Source organism: Nocardioides bruguierae (genome assembly GCF_023656415.1).
GTDB classification, from domain to species: domain Bacteria; phylum Actinomycetota; class Actinomycetes; order Propionibacteriales; family Nocardioidaceae; genus Nocardioides; species Nocardioides bruguierae.
Map to the genome: position 1 here is coordinate 41,522 of NZ_JAMOIL010000030.1, position 14,573 is coordinate 56,094.

The window sequence follows — 14,573 nt, forward strand, 5'->3', positions numbered from 1 at the left end:
CGGCGGGTGCGGCGCCGTGGGCCAGCCTAGTCCCTGGGCCTTCGAATGCGGCGGAGCGGCCGCCCGGAGGTCCGGGCGACCGCTCCTGGTCCGCCTCAGAGGCGGAGGATCAACGACGCAGGCCGAGGCGCTCGATGAGCGAGCGGTAGCGGTTGATGTCCGTCTTGTTCAGGTAGTTGAGCAGACGGCGACGCTGGCCGACGAGGAGCAGCAGGCCACGACGGCTGTGGTGGTCGTGCTTGTGCTGCTTGAGGTGCTCGGTGAGGTGGGAGATGCGGTGCGTGAGCAGCGCGACCTGGACCTCGGGGGAGCCGGTGTCGCCCTCGGTGGTGGCGTACTCGGCGATGATCTTCTTCTTGGTCTCAACATCGGTACCGACCGACATGCGAGTCTCCTTCCGCCCTGGGGGCGATCGTTGCGCGGCGCGCCGGGGCCTGTTCACCCGGGCACTACTGGTCCGCGGCCGTTAGACGGCAACCGGAGAAGACTATCGCCGTGCGGGGTGAGCCCGAAATCGTGCCGGGCTCCCCCGGACGCTCCCCCACATGTTCCCCCGCACGTGACGGACCACCCGTCCGCGGGTCGGGGAGGGCGGTCCGGTCCTCGGGCCCGGTCCGGTCCGGGCCCGAGCGGTCGTCGGCGGGGTGCGCCTCAGACGTCGGTGGTGGTGGCGCGCTCGGTGGTGGTCTGGGTGCCGTCGGCGTGCGTGGTGGTCGCGGTGGTGGCGGTGCCGCGGCTCTTGTTCAGCGTGAACGCGGTGAGGCCGAGGACGACCAGGCCGACCACGGTCAGGATCCAGCCGATCATCGTGGTGTCGACACCGCTGATCGAGTCCTGCACGGCCAGCGCCAGGATCAGCCCGACGGCGACGAGGAGAGCTCCGAGTCCGTAACCCATGGTGAACAGTCCTTCCGTGAGGGGCGCGTGCCTCTCACGCGCCGGGGCGGCACCGACGGTGCCTGCCTGCCGGGACGGTTCCCCGCGCGGGAGGCCCTCCACCCACCCCTTCGGGTAAGAGGTCTCCTCAGGTCGGCGCGTCAGCCAAGCAGCACGCCGCGCACGGCCTCCCGGGCGCCCGCCGGGTCGTCGGCGGACAGGGCCGCCTCGGCAGCCTCCTCGCACTGCCGCTGGGTCACGCGCCCCACCTGGGAGCCCACGGCGCGGACGGCGGCGGCGGCCATCGACAGCGAGGTCACGCCCATCCCCACGAGGGCGCAGGCGAGCAGCGGGTCCGCCGCGGCCTCGCCGCAGACGCCGACCGGCTTGCCGGCCTGGGTGCCCGCGTGGGCGGTGATCGCGATGAGCTGGAGGACGGCCGGCTGCCACGGGTCGGTGAGGTGCGCCAGGTCGGTGGCCATCCGGTCGGCGGCCATCGTGTACTGGGTCAGGTCGTTGGTGCCGATCGAGAGGAAGTCGACGACCTCGAGCATGCGGTGGGCCAGCAGCGCGGCCGAGGGGACCTCGACCATCACGCCGGGCTTGAGCCCGCGGGCGCGGACCTGCTCGGCGAAGTCGCGAGCCTCGGCCACGGTGGCGACCATCGGCGCCATCACCCAGGTCTCGACGCCGGTCTCGCTCGCGGCCGCGGCGATCCCGTCCAGCTGGCGCTCGAGCAGGCCGGGGTTGTCGAACGCCAGGCGCAGGCCGCGCACGCCGAGGGCGGGGTTCTCCTCCCCGGCGTGCGTGGCGAAGGCGATCGGCTTGTCCGACCCGGCGTCCAGGGTGCGGACGACGACGTGGCCGGCGTCGGCGAAGGGCCGCAGCACCGAGGCGTAGATCTCGGTCTGCTCCTCCACCGACGGCTCCTCGCTGCGGTTGAGGAAGCTCAGCTCGGTGCGGAAGAGGCCGACCCCCTGCACCGGGGCCTGCGCCGCGCGCGCGGCGGAGTCGCCGTCCGCGACGTTGGCGAGCAGCTTGACCGGCAGCCCGTCGGCCGTGGCGCCGGGGCCGCGCCAGCCCTCGACCTCGGCGCGCAGCGCGGCGTCGCGGGCCACGCGGGCCGCCGCCTCGTCCGCGTCCGGCTCGACCTCGACGACGCCGGTGGCGCCGTCCACGAGCACGCGCACGCCCTCCTCGAGGTCGCCCGCGCGGGTGGCGCCGACGACGCACGGCAGGCCCAGCTGCCGGGCGATGATCGCGGTGTGGCTGGTGGGCCCGCCACGCTCGGTGACCAGCGCGACCACGAGGCGCGGGTCGAGCCCGGCGGTGTCGGCCGGTGCCAGGTCCTCGGCGACCAGGACGGAGGGCACCTCGGGCACGGGGACGCCGGGCTCGGACTCCCCCACCAGGCGGGCCGTGGCCCGACGCTCGATGTCGCGCAGGTCCGTGACGCGCTCGGCCATGAGGCCGCCCATCTGCTCGAAGACGCCGGCGAACTGCTCGACGGCCGCGTGCAGCGCCGCCAGCAGCGGCGTCCCCGCGCGCAGGTGCTTGCGCACCGCGCTGCGCAGGCCCTTGTCCCGCGCCAGGCCGGCGCTCGCGGTGAGCACCTCGGCTGCCGCGCCGGAGCCCTCGGCCGCGCGGCGCTCGAAGCCCGCGGCCACCTGGCCGACGGCCTCGTCGTAGGCCGCGAGCGCCGCCTCCTCGTCGAGGGCGGGCCGCGCCTCGAAGGCGGCGACGGCGGCGGGGCTGATCTCGGTACGGACGCACAGGACCGGGCCGTGGGCCAGTCCGGGCACGACCGGGGTGCCGGTGACGGTGAGCATGCTCACAAGTTAGACCTCGTGCCACTTGACAGTCAAACAAGATCGGGCATAAAACAACACAAACACAGAAGGTGACCGGCGACACAGGTCGGCGCCGACGCGGCCCCGGCGAGGGGCCCGGGACGAGGGACGAGGAGGACCGCCACCGTGTACGCCGAGGAACGTCAGCAGGCCATGGCCCGGCTGGTCGCCGAGCGCGGCCGCCTGTCGGTCGCCGCGCTCGCGGAGGCCTACGACGTGACGACGGAGACCGTGCGACGCGACCTCTCCACCCTGGAGCGGATGGGGCTGCTGCGCCGCGTCCACGGGGGTGCCGTGCCCGCGTCCTCGCTGGCGGTGATGGAGGCCGCGCTCTCCGAGCGCGACCTGGCCCGCACGGACGAGAAGGACCGGATCGCCGCGGCGACCGTGGACCTGCTGCCGCCCAGCGGTGGCACGCTCCTCGTCGACGCCGGCTCGACCACCGCCCGGATCGCCGCGCACATCCCGCGGGACCTGCGGGTCTCGGTCTTCACCCACTCCGTCTCCGTGGCCTCACGCCTGGCCGGCCACCCGGCCGTCGAGCTGCACCTGCTGCCCGGCCGCGTGCGCGGCACCACGCAGGCCGCCGTGGGGCCCGACACCGTCAGCGCCCTCGAGCAGCTGCGGGTCGACGTCGCGCTCGTGGGCACCAACGGCATCTCCCTGACCCACGGACTCTCCACGCCCGACCCGGAGGAGGCCGCGGCCAAGCGGGCCCTCGTGGCGGCCGCGCGCCGCGTCGTCGTCCTCGCGGACGCCTCGAAGCTGGGCGTGGAGGCCACCGTCCGCTTCGCCTCGCTGGAGGACGTGGACACGCTCGTGACCGACGCGACGGCCGACCCCGGCCTGCTCGACGCCTTCACCGCGACCGACCTGGAGGTGGTGCGCGCATGATCGTCACCCTGACCCCGAACCCGAGCACGGACCGCACGGTGAGCCTGGCGGGCCCGCTGGAGCGGGGTGCCGTGCTGCGGCTGACCGGCTCGGCCTCCCAGGCCGGCGGCAAGGGCGTGAACATCTCCCGGGCGTGCGTCAGCGCCGGGGTGCCCACCGTCGCCGTCTTCCCGGCGCCGGCCGAGGACCCGTTCGTGACCGAGCTGCTGGCCGCCGGCATCGACGCCCGCCCCGTGCCGGGCCCCGCCCCGCGCACCAACATCGCGGTCACCGAGCCCGACGGCACCACCACCAAGCTCAACAGCGCCGGCGCGCCGGCCACGCCCGCCCTGCTGGACGCGCTCGTGACCGCCCTGGAGGGCGCGTCGGGCCCGGGCGGCTGGGTGGTGCTCGCGGGCTCGCTGCCGCCGGCGACCCCGGCGTCCTGGTACCGCGACGTCGTGGCCCGCCTGCGCGAGCGCGGGTGCCGCGTCGCCGTCGACACCTCCGACGAGCCGCTGGTGGCCCTCGTGGCCGGGCTCCCGGGCCCAGGCGCCCCCGACCTGATGAAGCCGAACGGCGAGGAGCTGGCCCAGTTCACCGGTGGCGACGCCGCCACCCTGGAGGCCGACCCCGAGGCCGCCGCGGCGGCCGCGCGCACGCTGCTGGACGGCGGCGTGCGGACCGTGCTGGCCACGCTGGGCGGGCACGGTGCCGTGCTCGTGACGCCCGAGGGCTCCTGGCACGCCGCTCCCCCGCCCACCACGGTCGTCTCGACCGTCGGTGCCGGCGACTCCAGCCTCTTCGGCTACCTGCTGGGCGACCTGCGCGGTCTCGACCCGGCCCACCGACTCGCGCTCGCCGTCGCCTACGGCAGCGCGGCCGCCGGACTCCCCGGCACCACCATCCCGCGGCCGGAGCAGGTCCACCCGGACCTCGTCCCCGTGCGGGAGCTGTTCACCACCCAGGAGAGCAACCATGTCTGACCTGATCACCCCGACCCTGGTGCGGCTCGACGCCGACCTGGGTGGAGAGAAGACCGACGTCATCCGGGCCCTGGCCCGCGTCGTCGGTGAGGCCGGACGCGCGGTCGACGTGGACCGGCTGGCAGAGGATGCGCTGGCCCGTGAGACGACCTCGCCGACAGGACTCAACGGCGGGATCGCGATCCCGCACTGCCGCACGGCCGGCGTGAGCGAGCCGACGCTCGCCTTCGCCCGTCTCCAGCCGACGGTCGACTTCGGCGCCAAGGACGGGGCGGCCGACCTCGTCTTCCTCATCGCCGCGCCCGACGGCGGCGAGGCCACGCACCTCCAGCTGCTGACCAAGCTCGCGCGTGCCCTGGTGAAGCCCGACTTCACCACCGCGCTGCGCGAGGCGGCGACCCCGGAGGCCGCCGCGGCCGCGATCATGGACGTGGTCTCCCCTGCTCCCGCGGCTGCCGCTGCCCCGGCTGCCTCCTCGGCTGCCCCCGCGGCTTCCTCGTCGGCCGCCCCCGAGGCGCCCGCCGCTGCCGGCTCCCTGGTGGCCGTCACCGCCTGCCCGACCGGCATCGCGCACACCTACATGGCCGCCGAGGCCCTGGAGGCAGCCGCCCGCAAGGCCGGCGTCGAGCTCCAGGTCGAGACCCAGGGCTCGGCCGGCTCCACGCCGCTGGACCCGCAGGTGATCGAGCAGGCCTCCGCCGTCATCTTCGCCGTGGACGTCGGAGTGCGCGACCGCGCCCGCTTCGCCGGCAAGCCCGTCGTCTCCTCCGGCGTCAAGCGCGCCATCGACGACGCGGACGCGATGATCGCCGAGGCGCTGCGCAACGCCGGCGACCCGAACGCCCCCACGGTCGAGGCAGCGTCCGGGGAGAGCGCGAGCACCGGTGGCGCCCTCGAGGAGACCTGGGGCCAGCGGGTCCGCCGAGTCCTGATGACCGGTGTCTCCTACATGATCCCGTTCGTCGCGGCCGGTGGTCTGCTGATCGCGCTGGGCTTCCTGCTCGGCGGCTACGACATCACGAACGCCTACGGCACGATCATGGTCGACAACACGCTGTTCCAGCTGCCGGATCCGTCGGCCCTGGGACTGGAGCACGTGCTCCTGGACTCCGGCCTCATGGCCTACCTCGGCGCGCTCTTCTTCGTTCTCGGCAAGACGGCGTTCGTCTTCTTCATCCCGGCGCTGGCCGGCTACATCGCCTACGCGATCGCCGACCGCCCCGGCATCGCCCCCGGCTTCGTCGCCGGTGGTCTGGCCGCCAACGTCTTCGGTGTCGCCAACGCCGACGGATTGGGTGCCCCGGCGTCGGGCTACCTCGGTGCCATCGTCGGCGGTGTGCTCGCCGGTCTGCTGGCCCACTACCTGGCGACGCGCCGGACGCCCGCCTGGCTGCGCGGTCTGATGCCGGTCCTGGTGATCCCGCTGGTGACCAGCCTCGTGGTCGGCTTCTTGATGATCGCTGTCGTCAACCGGCCGCTCGGCTGGGTGATGGACCGTCTCACCGACGGCCTGAACTCGATGGGCACGGGCAGCGCCGTGCTGCTCGGCGTCGTGGTCGGCCTGATGATGGCGTTCGACATGGGCGGCCCGCTGAACAAGGTCGCCTACTCCGTGGCCGTCGCCGGCATCGGTGGCGCCGCCACCCTCGCAAACGGCGCGCCCGAGCTGAAGCTCATGGCCGCCGTGATGATCGCGGGCATGGTCCCCCCGCTGGGTCTGGCCCTGGCGACCGTTCTCCGTCCCAGGTTGTTCAACGCCGCGGAGCGCGAGAACGGCAAGGCCGCGTGGCTCCTGGGAGCCTCGTTCATCACCGAGGGGGCCATCCCGTTCGCCGCGGCCGACCCGCTGCGGGTCATCCCGTCCATCATGCTCGGCTCCGCCGTGGCCGGCGGTCTCGCCGAGGCGCTCTCGGTCGGCGTCCGGGCCCCGCACGGCGGCATCTTCGTGCTCTTCGCCGTCAGCAACATCCTCGGCTTCCTCATCGCCCTGGCCGTGGGCACGCTCGTGTCCGCCGCCATGGTCGTCTTCCTCAAGTCGCTCGGCCGCGACACCGCCGCCGCCTGAGCACCCGCTCCCCGACCCACCGCTAGGAGAAACACATGGCTTCCACCACCGTCACCGTCGGGTCCTCCGTCGGCCTGCACGCCCGCCCCGCCGGTCTCATCGCCGAGGCGGCCGGCGAGCTCGACTCCGAGGTCTTCCTCGCCGTCCCCGGCGACGAGCCCGTCGACGCCAGCTCCGCGCTGCTGATCATGACCCTCGGTGCCGCCTGCGGCGACCAGGTCGAGGTCTCCGGCGAGAACGACGCCGACGTCGAGACCATCGCGGCGCTCGTCGCCAAGGACCTCGACGCCTGAGCGTCCCCGCACCGCCGACGGCCCCCGGAGCAGCTGCTCCGGGGGCCGTCGGCGTCTGGGTGCGTGGGGCGCTCAGTCGGTGGTCGGGGGCGGCTCGTCACCGCGTCCGCGCAGCGCCAGGTAGACCGCCCGCAGGCCCACGGCGCGCTCAAGCTCGCGCACCACGAGGCCGAGCAGCTGGCTGCGGTAGCTCTCGTCGGTGACGGTGGAGACAGCCAGGTAGAGGAAGGAGAAGGAGCCCAGGAAGAGGGAGACCTTCACCAGCGCCACGCTCAGGTTGCTCAGCAGCGGCAGCGCAGTCACGTCGGAGGCCGTCCAGGTCTCCTGCACGGTCGGGTCCATGGTGATGACACCGAACAGCAGGAAGAACACGGTGACCAGCGCGGAGAGCAGCAGCAGCTGCCCGGCCTGGAGGATGACGAGGAACAGCACGAGGTTGGTGCGCTCGTAGCCCGAGACCTGGGCCCGGGCGACCGGGTCGGCGGCCGTCCCCTCGCTCCCCTCCCGGCGCCGCGCGAGCAGGTCGCGGCAGGCACCCGCGAGCGGGGTGCCCTCGCAGGCGCGCCTGAGGAAGTCCTCGTCGACGGCGTCGTCGAGACGGTCGACCTCCTCGGGGAGCCGCACCACCAGGAAGCCGATGGCCAGGGCCACGAACAGGACGAGGGTCAGCCACAGCGCTCCCCCGGCCAGCGACGCGGACAGCTGCCAGACCTCGGCGTTGATGAACAGGAACGTGACGAAGACCAGCAGCAGCGGGAGCGCCCGGGTCAGCTGCGGCAGCAGGTGCCGCACGTTGCCCAGCGTCCGGGTGCCAGCCCAGCGCACCACCGGACCGGCCTGGAGGGTGGTCAGGGCGTACCAGAGCCCGCCGGCGACCACGCTGGCCACGACCAGGGCCGGGGCGGCGCTGACCTGGTCGGTGAGCACCGCCAGCAGCACCCCCAGGGCGGCGGAGACGCCCACGGCCACCCCGAGGCGGGGCAGCGTGCGGCGCGGCGAGAGGCCCTCGCGCACCTGGGCTCGCCGCTCGGGCACGAAGTAGGGCAGGCCGTGCCCGTCGAACCACTTGTCGGCGGCGGCCAGCGTCTCCTCCACGCTCTGCGGCGCGTCCTCCTCGCGGCGGCGACGGCGCAGTCGCGGGCGGGCCGTGCCCGCGGTCGCCAGGGGCTCGGTGGGGGCGGGCTCGGTGGGAGAGGGCTCGGTGGGAGAGGGCTCGTCCTTGCCGCCGACGGGCGGCGGGCCCTCGGCGGCGTCGTGCTCGTCGGGCGGGGTCACGCCGGGTCGATACCCAGGATCTCCCGGGTCCGAACCACGTCGTGGTCCATCTGCTCGATCAGCGTCTCCACCGACTCGAAGGCCACCATGCCGCGGATGCGGTCGACGAAGGTGACCTCGACCTGGGCGCCGTAGAGGTCCAGGTCGGTCTGGTCGAGCACGTAGGACTCGACGCGGCGGTCGCGCACGCCCTCGAAGGTCGGGTTGGTGCCGACGGAGATCGCGGCCGGCCAGGTGCCGGCCCCGTCGAGGCGGCGCAGCCAGCCCGCGTAGACGCCGTCGGCGGGCACCGCGATGGTGCCGGGGATGGGCACGTTGGCGGTGGGGAAGCCCAGCTCGCGCCCCCGCTGGTCGCCGCGGACGACGGTGCCCAGGATGCCGTGCGGCCGCCCCAGGGCCTCGCCGGCGCCGGCCACGTCCCCGGTGACCAGGCAGGTGCGGACGTAGGTCGAGGACCACACCTGCGGGCCGCCGTCCAGCGGGATGCCCTCGGCGGTGAAGTCGTGCGCGGCGCCGACCTGCGCCAGCAGCGTCACGTCCCCCGCGGCCCGGTGGCCGAAGCGGAAGTTGGCACCCACGACGACGGCGGCGGCGTGCAGCGCGTCCACGAGGACGCGGCGGGCGAACTCCTCCGGGGTCCAGCCCGACATCTCCCGGGTGAAGGGCAGCGCGACCACCTCGTCGGCGCCGGCCGCGTGCAGGAGGTCGGCCCGCTGCTCCAGGCCGGTGAGCGTGGTGGGGGCGTGCTCGGGCCGCAGCACCGCCATCGGGTGGGGGTCGAACGTCACCGCCACCAGGCGGAGCCCGCGCTCGTCGGCGACCGCCCGCGCGCGCGTCAGCACTCGGCGGTGCCCCAGGTGCACGCCGTCGAAGTTGCCGATGACCACGGCGGTACGGCCGAGGTCAGCAGGCAGCTCGTCCAGGGATCGCCACAGCGTCACGGGCGCCACCCTAGCGGGCGCCCGAGGGCCCTCCCGGGTGGCCCGGGCGCACGCCGCGCCGGTGCGAGATGGGTCTCAGCCCGCGCGCCGGATCTGGGCCCCGACTGCCTCGGCCACCTCGGGGGTGATGGCGGTGATGCCGTGTGCGTGGGCGGCGTGGTCGGCGACCTGGCCGAGGAGACCGTCCTGCGTCTCGTCGGTGAAGGTGGCCGGGCAGCCGGGCATGACGTCGCCGCAGGCGAGCTCGAACTTCATGGTGACTCCTCGTGGTGGTGGCCCTGGTGGGCCGGGTGGGGGGGTGATGTGTGGTGTGGGGTCGCAGCCGTGGGTGACGGCTCCTCGACCGTGCGCTCCGGGAGGCTCCCGGGAGCGGGCACGCGGACCCAGAAGGCGGCACGTTCCTCGTCCTGCTCGAGGCCGAGGGTGCCGCCGTGCACGACGGTCAGCGCGCGGGCGAGGTAGAGGCCGACGGTCAGGCCCGCCTCGCCGTGCCCGGTGTTGAACGGCTCGAACAGGGAGCGAGCCGTCTCGGGTTCGACGGGGTCGCCGCTCCGCACGACGCGGAGCTCGACCCAGCTGCCCACGGTCCGCGACTCGAGCGAGACGCGTCGGGGCAGCGGCTGGGTGGTCGCGGCCGCGGACCACAGGTCCCGCAGCACGCGCATGAAGAGGACCGGGTCGACGAACACCCGGAGCCAGGGCCCGTCCCCGCCGACGTCCTCGGGCCGGGTGACGGCCGAGGCGAGCCGGCCGACGGAGACCTCGCGGGCGTCGAGGTCGAGCCGGCCCAGCATGGCCGCGGTGAGCAGCTCGACCTCGGAGACGCGGTCGGCGAGGGAGTCCAGCGACTGCTGGAGCCGCTCGAGGGCCCGGACGCGGGTGCCGGGATCGACGGAGAGGTCGCCGAGCAGGCCGACCCAGGCCTGGGCGACGGCCAGCGGGGAGCGCAGGCCGTGGGTGAAGACCGTGAGGAAGCGGTCCCGTTGCTGGGCGGTCTCCCCCTGGGGGCGGTTCGTCACCTGGGCCGCCCCGGCCTCCACGAACGCGGTGACCCACCGGTCGAGCAGCGCAGGCTCGACGGCGTGCGCCGCGGCGACCGCGACCCGGGGGTGCCCGGCCAGCACGTCGAGCACGGCACGCACCCGGAGGTCCTGCGCCGACCCCAGGTCGTCGAGGACCGGGTGCGGCACGGCGCTCGCGGCCATGGGTCACTCCCTCTCTCCCCCGTCGCAGGTTAGGCGAGGTGGAGGGCCCGTGGCGCCCCCGCTGCGGCATTCGCACCGACCGATCCGCGGGCATGACCCGATCGGACTAGTCCCGCACGCCGACCGGCGACAGGGCCCGCCGGACGCGGGCCTCGGCGGGCCATCCAGGAGCCCGCGTGAGCCTCAGACGAAGACCGCGGTGGGGCGGGCGGTGCCCGGCTGCTCGGCGTCAGGCTCGTAGAGCGCCAGGAAGGTGCCGTCCGGCGCGAAGAGGGCGGTCAGGCCGGCCAGCTCGATCGTGAGCCGTCGTCCGACCCGCACGGCGGAGGCGTCGTCCTCGCCCAGGTCGACGGCGGCGAACGCCGCGCGGGCCGCCTCCGCGATGGGCAGGACGACGGCGCCCGGCCCGCCCTCCTCGGCGAGGTCCGCCAGCTCCTCGAGGCTGCGAGCCTGCGCCAGCGCGTACGGGCCGATGGCGGTGCGTCGCAGGGCGGTGAGGTGGCCGCCCGTGCCCAGTGCGCGGCCGGCGTCGCGGGCGATGGCCCGGACGTAGGTGCCGGAGCTGCAGCGCAGCGACACGTCCACGTCGAGGACCCGGACGCCGTCCTCGGTGGTGGCCGTCCGCGCCTCGCCCGTGGTGAGCTCGTGCACGGTGACGGGGCGCGCCTTCAGCTCGACCTCCTCGCCGTCCCGCACGCGCTGGTAGGCGCGCTTGCCGTCGACCTTGATGGCCGAGACGGCCGTCGGCACCTGCAGGAGGTCGCCGGTCTGCGCGGCGAGCGCGGCCCGGGCGTCGTCCTCGGTGACGTCGCCGAGCCCGGCGGCCTCGACGACCTCGCCCTCGGCGTCGTCGGTGGTGGTCGCGACGCCGAGGCGGACCGTGGCGTCGTAGCCCTTCTCGGTCAGCATCAGGTGCCCGAGCAGGCGCGTCGCACGGTCCACACCGAGCACCAGCACGCCCGTGGCCATGGGGTCGAGCGTGCCGGCGTGGCCGACCTTGCGGGTGCCCACGAGGCGGCGCACGCGCGCCACGACGGCGTGGGAGGTGATCCCGGCCGGCTTGTCGACGACGACGAGGCCGGGGACGGGGGTGGGACGGGGGGCGTCCGCCACGTCAGTCCTCGTCGCGGTCGTCGGTGTCGTCCTGCGCGTCCCAGTCGTCGTCCAGGTCCTCGTCGCGGACGCGGGGCTTCTTGTACGGGTCGGACTCGCCGGCGTAGGTGTCGCCACGCAGGGCGGCGACCTCCTCGTCCTGCTGCTTGGCGCGGGCCAGGACCTCGTCGAGCTGGCGGGCGGTCTCCGGCAGCGCGTCGGCGATGAAGGTGAGGCTGGGGACGTGGCGCATGCCGAGCTGCTTGCCGACCTCGGAGCGGATGAGTCCCTTGGCGGACTCCAGCGCCTGCGCGCTGGCGGTCATCTGGGCCTGCTGGTCCTCGACGCTGCCGAGGACGGTGTAGAAGACGGTGGCCTGCTGGGTGTCACCGGAGACCCGGACGTCGGTCACGGTGACGAAGCCGAGCCGCGGGTCCTTGATCCGACGCTCGAGCATCTCGGCGACGATGACCTGGATGCGGTCGGCGATGCGGCGCACGCGGGGGCTGCTCATGGTGGTTCCTCTCGAGGTGTCCGCCGCCCCGCCGACGTGAGCGGGGCGGACGCGCCGGCGGCCCGACCCGAAGGGGGCCGGGCCGCCGGACGCGGTACTGCTGGGTGGTGCTCAGGCGCGGGGGATCTCCCGCATCTCGAAGGCCTCGACGATGTCGCCCTCCTTGATGTCGCCGAAGTTCTTCAGGACCAGACCGCACTCGAAGCCCTCGCGGACCTCGGACGCGTCGTCCTTCTCTCGGCGCAGCGACGCCAGGTCGGCCGACTCGACCACGACGGCACCGTCGCGGATGAGGCGCACCTTGGCGTTGCGTCGGATGACACCGCTGGTGACCATGCAGCCGGCGATGTTGCCGATCTTGGAGGACCGGAAGATCGCGCGGATCTCGGCCTGGCCGAGCGCGACCTCCTCGTACTCCGGCTTGAGCATGCCCTTGAGCGCCGCCTCGATCTCCTCGATCGCCTGGTAGATGACCGAGTAGTAGCGGATCTCGACGCCCTCCTTGTCGGCCATCTCCGTCACCTTGCCCTGCGGGCGGACGTTGAAGCCGATGATGATGGCGTCGGAGGCGGAGGCCAGGTCGACGTTGGTCTCGGTGATCGCACCGACACCGCGGTCGATGACCCGGATGCCGACCTCGTCGCCGACGTCGATCTTCGCCAGGGCGTCCTCGAGGGCCTCGACCGAGCCGGACACGTCGCCCTTCAGGATCAGGTTCAGGTCCTGCGACGCGCCCTTCTCCATGGAGGCCATGAAGTCCTCGAGGGTGCGGCGGACGCGGCGCTTGGCCTGCATCGCAGCACGCTCGCGGGCCTCGCGCTTCTCGGCGATCTGGCGAGCCATGCGGTCGTCCTCGACCACGATGAAGTTCTGGCCGGCGCCGGGGACGGCGTTGAGGCCGAGCACCATCGCGGGGCGGGACGGGTCCGCTTCCTCGATGTTCTCGCCGTACTCGTCGAGCATGGCGCGGACGCGACCGTGGGCCGGACCGGCGACGATCGAGTCGCCGACCCGCAGGGTGCCGCGCTGGACCAGGACGGTGGCCGTCGGGCCACGACCGCGGTCGAGGTGGGCCTCGACCACGAGACCCTGGGCGTCCTGGGTCGGGTTGGCACGCAGGTCGAGCGAGGCGTCGGCCGTGAGGACGACGGCCTCGAGCAGGCCCTCGAGGTTGAGCTGGGACTTCGCGGAGACGTCGACGAACATCACGTCGCCGCCGTACTCCTCGGGCACCAGGCCGTACTCGGTGAGCTGGCCGCGGACCTTGGTCGGGTCCGCCTCGGGCTTGTCGACCTTGTTGACCGCCACGACGATCGGCACGTTCGCGGCCTTGGCGTGGTTGAGCGCCTCGACGGTCTGCGGCATCACGCCGTCGTCCGCCGCGACCACGAGGATCGCGATGTCGGTGGCCTGCGCACCACGGGCACGCATGGCGGTGAACGCCTCGTGACCCGGGGTGTCGATGAAGGTGATGCGACGCTCGTTGCCGTCGACCTCGGTCGTGACCTGGTAGGCACCGATGTGCTGGGTGATGCCACCGGCCTCCTTGTCGACCACGTTCGCGGAGCGCAGCGCGTCGAGGAGCTTGGTCTTTCCGTGGTCGACGTGACCCATGACGGTGACCACCGGGGGCCGGATGGCCAGGTCGTCCTCGTCGCCCTCGTCCTCGCCGAACTCGAGGTCGAAGGACTCGAGCAGCTCACGGTCCTCGTCCTCGGGGGAGACGACCTGGACGTCGTAGTTGAGCTCCTCACCGAGCAGCTCGAGGGTCTCGTCGTTGACCGACTCGGTCGCGGTGACCATCTCGCCGAGGCTGAAGAGCATCTGCACGAGCTGGGCGGCGTCGACGTTGATCTTCTCCGCGAAGTCGGTCAGCGAGGCGCCACGGGCGAGACGCACGGTCTCCCCGTTGCCCTTGCGGACGCGCACGCCGCCGATCGTCGGGGCCTCCATGGCCTCGAACTCCTGACGACGCGCCCGCTTCGACTTGCGACCACGACGCGACGGACCGCCGGGGCGACCGAAGGCACCCTGGGTCTGGCCGCGACCACCGGGACGACCGCCACCGGGACGACCGCCGAAGCCGCCGCCACCGGGACGACCCGGAGCACCGCCGCCGGCGCCCGGACGACCCGGGGCGCCACCACGGCCACCGGCGCCACCGCGGCCCGGAGCGCCACCGCGGCCGGGGGCCGGGCGGGCGCCGGGACCGGAGCCGAAGGCAGCCGGGGACTTCGGCATCATCGCCGGGTTCGGGCGGGGGACGCCCGGAGCGCCGCCACCCTGACGGGGAGCGGAGCCGTCACGACCGGCCGGCGGCCGCGGGGGACGCTGCTGGTCGTTGCCGCCGGGAGCAGCCGGGCGGGGAGCGGGCCGCTGGCCCATGCCCTGGCTGGAGGCGAACGGGTTGTTGCCGGGGCGCGGGGCGCCGCCACCACGGCCACCGCCGGAGCGGGGGGCCGAGGGCTTGCTGCCGGAGCCACCACGGGCCGCGGGGGCCTGCGGAGCGGGGCGGGGGCCCGGGCGGGGGCCGCCGGGGCGCGGGGCGGAGCCGCCGTCCGAGGACGGGCGGGAGCCGCCGGTCGGCCGGGGGCCGGCCGGAC

Annotated in this window: 14 protein-coding genes; 4 read left to right on the top strand and 10 right to left on the bottom strand. The window is 74.3% G+C overall.

The annotated features are described in order from the left end of the window. Nucleotides 1-109: 109 nt before the first annotated feature. From rpsO to ptsP, 3 genes are all read right to left on the bottom strand, one after another. A complete protein-coding gene (rpsO, locus tag M8330_RS18190; RefSeq protein WP_250056518.1) occupies nucleotides 110-385 on the bottom strand; it encodes a 30S ribosomal protein S15 in 276 nt (91 codons plus the stop codon). Nucleotides 386-651: 266 nt separating this feature from the next. Further along, nucleotides 652-897, bottom strand: coding sequence for a DUF6458 family protein (locus M8330_RS18195; protein ID WP_250056520.1), 246 nt, complete (start codon nucleotides 895-897; stop codon nucleotides 652-654). A gap of 140 nt (nucleotides 898-1,037) precedes the next feature. After that, the gene (gene ptsP, locus M8330_RS18200) at nucleotides 1,038-2,705 is read right to left on the bottom strand and encodes a phosphoenolpyruvate--protein phosphotransferase (RefSeq protein ID WP_250828479.1); all 1,668 of its coding nucleotides are present in this window, start codon (nucleotides 2,703-2,705) and stop codon (nucleotides 1,038-1,040) included. A 147-nt stretch (nucleotides 2,706-2,852) separates the two neighbouring features. Between ptsP and M8330_RS18205 the strand changes: the two genes are divergently transcribed. The 4 genes from M8330_RS18205 to M8330_RS18220 are packed head-to-tail and all read left to right on the top strand — an operon-like array spanning nucleotide 2,853 to nucleotide 6,943. Beyond that, nucleotides 2,853-3,620, top strand: coding sequence for a DeoR/GlpR family DNA-binding transcription regulator (locus tag M8330_RS18205; RefSeq protein WP_250828480.1), 768 nt, complete (start codon nucleotides 2,853-2,855; stop codon nucleotides 3,618-3,620). Continuing rightward, complete coding sequence (locus tag M8330_RS18210; protein WP_250056525.1) at nucleotides 3,617-4,585, top strand: 1-phosphofructokinase family hexose kinase; 969 nt, start codon at nucleotides 3,617-3,619, stop codon at nucleotides 4,583-4,585. Before M8330_RS18205 ends, M8330_RS18210 begins: the two co-directional genes overlap by 4 nt. Then, nucleotides 4,578-6,650: a PTS fructose transporter subunit IIABC gene (locus M8330_RS18215; RefSeq protein WP_250828481.1), complete on the top strand. Its 2,073-nt coding sequence runs from the start codon at nucleotides 4,578-4,580 to the stop codon at nucleotides 6,648-6,650. Before M8330_RS18210 ends, M8330_RS18215 begins: the two co-directional genes overlap by 8 nt. 35 nt (nucleotides 6,651-6,685) lie before the next feature. Then, nucleotides 6,686-6,943 carry an HPr family phosphocarrier protein gene (locus tag M8330_RS18220; protein ID WP_250056529.1) on the top strand — a complete coding sequence of 86 codons (258 nt, stop codon included), beginning with the start codon at nucleotides 6,686-6,688 and terminating at the stop codon, nucleotides 6,941-6,943. 72 nt (nucleotides 6,944-7,015) lie between these two features. Here the strand turns inward: M8330_RS18220 and M8330_RS18225 are convergent, their stop codons facing one another. The 7 genes from M8330_RS18225 to infB form a co-directional block, all read right to left on the bottom strand. After that, complete coding sequence (locus M8330_RS18225) at nucleotides 7,016-8,218, bottom strand: hypothetical protein (RefSeq protein WP_250828482.1); 1,203 nt, start codon at nucleotides 8,216-8,218, stop codon at nucleotides 7,016-7,018. After that, complete coding sequence (locus M8330_RS18230; RefSeq protein ID WP_250056541.1) at nucleotides 8,215-9,159, bottom strand: bifunctional riboflavin kinase/FAD synthetase; 945 nt, start codon at nucleotides 9,157-9,159, stop codon at nucleotides 8,215-8,217. Before M8330_RS18230 ends, M8330_RS18225 begins: the two co-directional genes overlap by 4 nt. A 75-nt stretch (nucleotides 9,160-9,234) precedes the next feature. Further along, the gene (locus M8330_RS18235) at nucleotides 9,235-9,414 is read right to left on the bottom strand and encodes a DUF1059 domain-containing protein (protein WP_250828483.1); all 180 of its coding nucleotides are present in this window, start codon (nucleotides 9,412-9,414) and stop codon (nucleotides 9,235-9,237) included. After that, nucleotides 9,411-10,364, bottom strand: a complete 954-nt coding sequence (locus M8330_RS18240) for a sensor histidine kinase (RefSeq protein WP_250828484.1) — start codon at nucleotides 10,362-10,364, stop codon at nucleotides 9,411-9,413. The genes M8330_RS18235 and M8330_RS18240 overlap by 4 nt, the downstream gene beginning before the upstream one ends. Nucleotides 10,365-10,547: 183 nt before the next feature. Continuing rightward, a complete protein-coding gene (truB, locus tag M8330_RS18245; protein WP_250828485.1) occupies nucleotides 10,548-11,477 on the bottom strand; it encodes a tRNA pseudouridine(55) synthase TruB in 930 nt (309 codons plus the stop codon). Between the two features lies 1 nt (nucleotide 11,478). Further along, nucleotides 11,479-11,970 carry a 30S ribosome-binding factor RbfA gene (gene rbfA / locus M8330_RS18250; protein ID WP_250828486.1) on the bottom strand — a complete coding sequence of 164 codons (492 nt, stop codon included), beginning with the start codon at nucleotides 11,968-11,970 and terminating at the stop codon, nucleotides 11,479-11,481. 111 nt (nucleotides 11,971-12,081) lie between these two features. Next, nucleotides 12,082-14,573 (bottom strand): translation initiation factor IF-2 (infB, locus tag M8330_RS18255; protein WP_250828487.1); only part of this gene is annotated, 2,492 nt, incomplete at its 5' end.

Bases quoted from the DNA above. Each gene is read 5' to 3' on its own strand.
- rpsO (WP_250056518.1), bottom strand. From the start codon at position 385: ATGTCGGTCGGTACCGATGTTGAGACCAAGAAGAAGATCATCGCCGAG.
- M8330_RS18195 (WP_250056520.1), bottom strand. From the start codon at position 897: ATGGGTTACGGACTCGGAGCTCTCCTCGTCGCCGTCGGGCTGATCCTG.
- ptsP (WP_250828479.1), bottom strand. From the start codon at position 2,705: ATGCTCACCGTCACCGGCACCCCGGTCGTGCCCGGACTGGCCCACGGC.
- M8330_RS18210 (WP_250056525.1), top strand. From the start codon at position 3,617: ATGATCGTCACCCTGACCCCGAACCCGAGCACGGACCGCACGGTGAGC.
- M8330_RS18215 (WP_250828481.1), top strand. From the start codon at position 4,578: ATGTCTGACCTGATCACCCCGACCCTGGTGCGGCTCGACGCCGACCTG.
- M8330_RS18220 (WP_250056529.1), top strand. From the start codon at position 6,686: ATGGCTTCCACCACCGTCACCGTCGGGTCCTCCGTCGGCCTGCACGCC.
- M8330_RS18235 (WP_250828483.1), bottom strand. From the start codon at position 9,414: ATGAAGTTCGAGCTCGCCTGCGGCGACGTCATGCCCGGCTGCCCGGCC.
- M8330_RS18240 (WP_250828484.1), bottom strand. From the start codon at position 10,364: ATGGCCGCGAGCGCCGTGCCGCACCCGGTCCTCGACGACCTGGGGTCG.
- rbfA (WP_250828486.1), bottom strand. From the start codon at position 11,970: ATGAGCAGCCCCCGCGTGCGCCGCATCGCCGACCGCATCCAGGTCATC.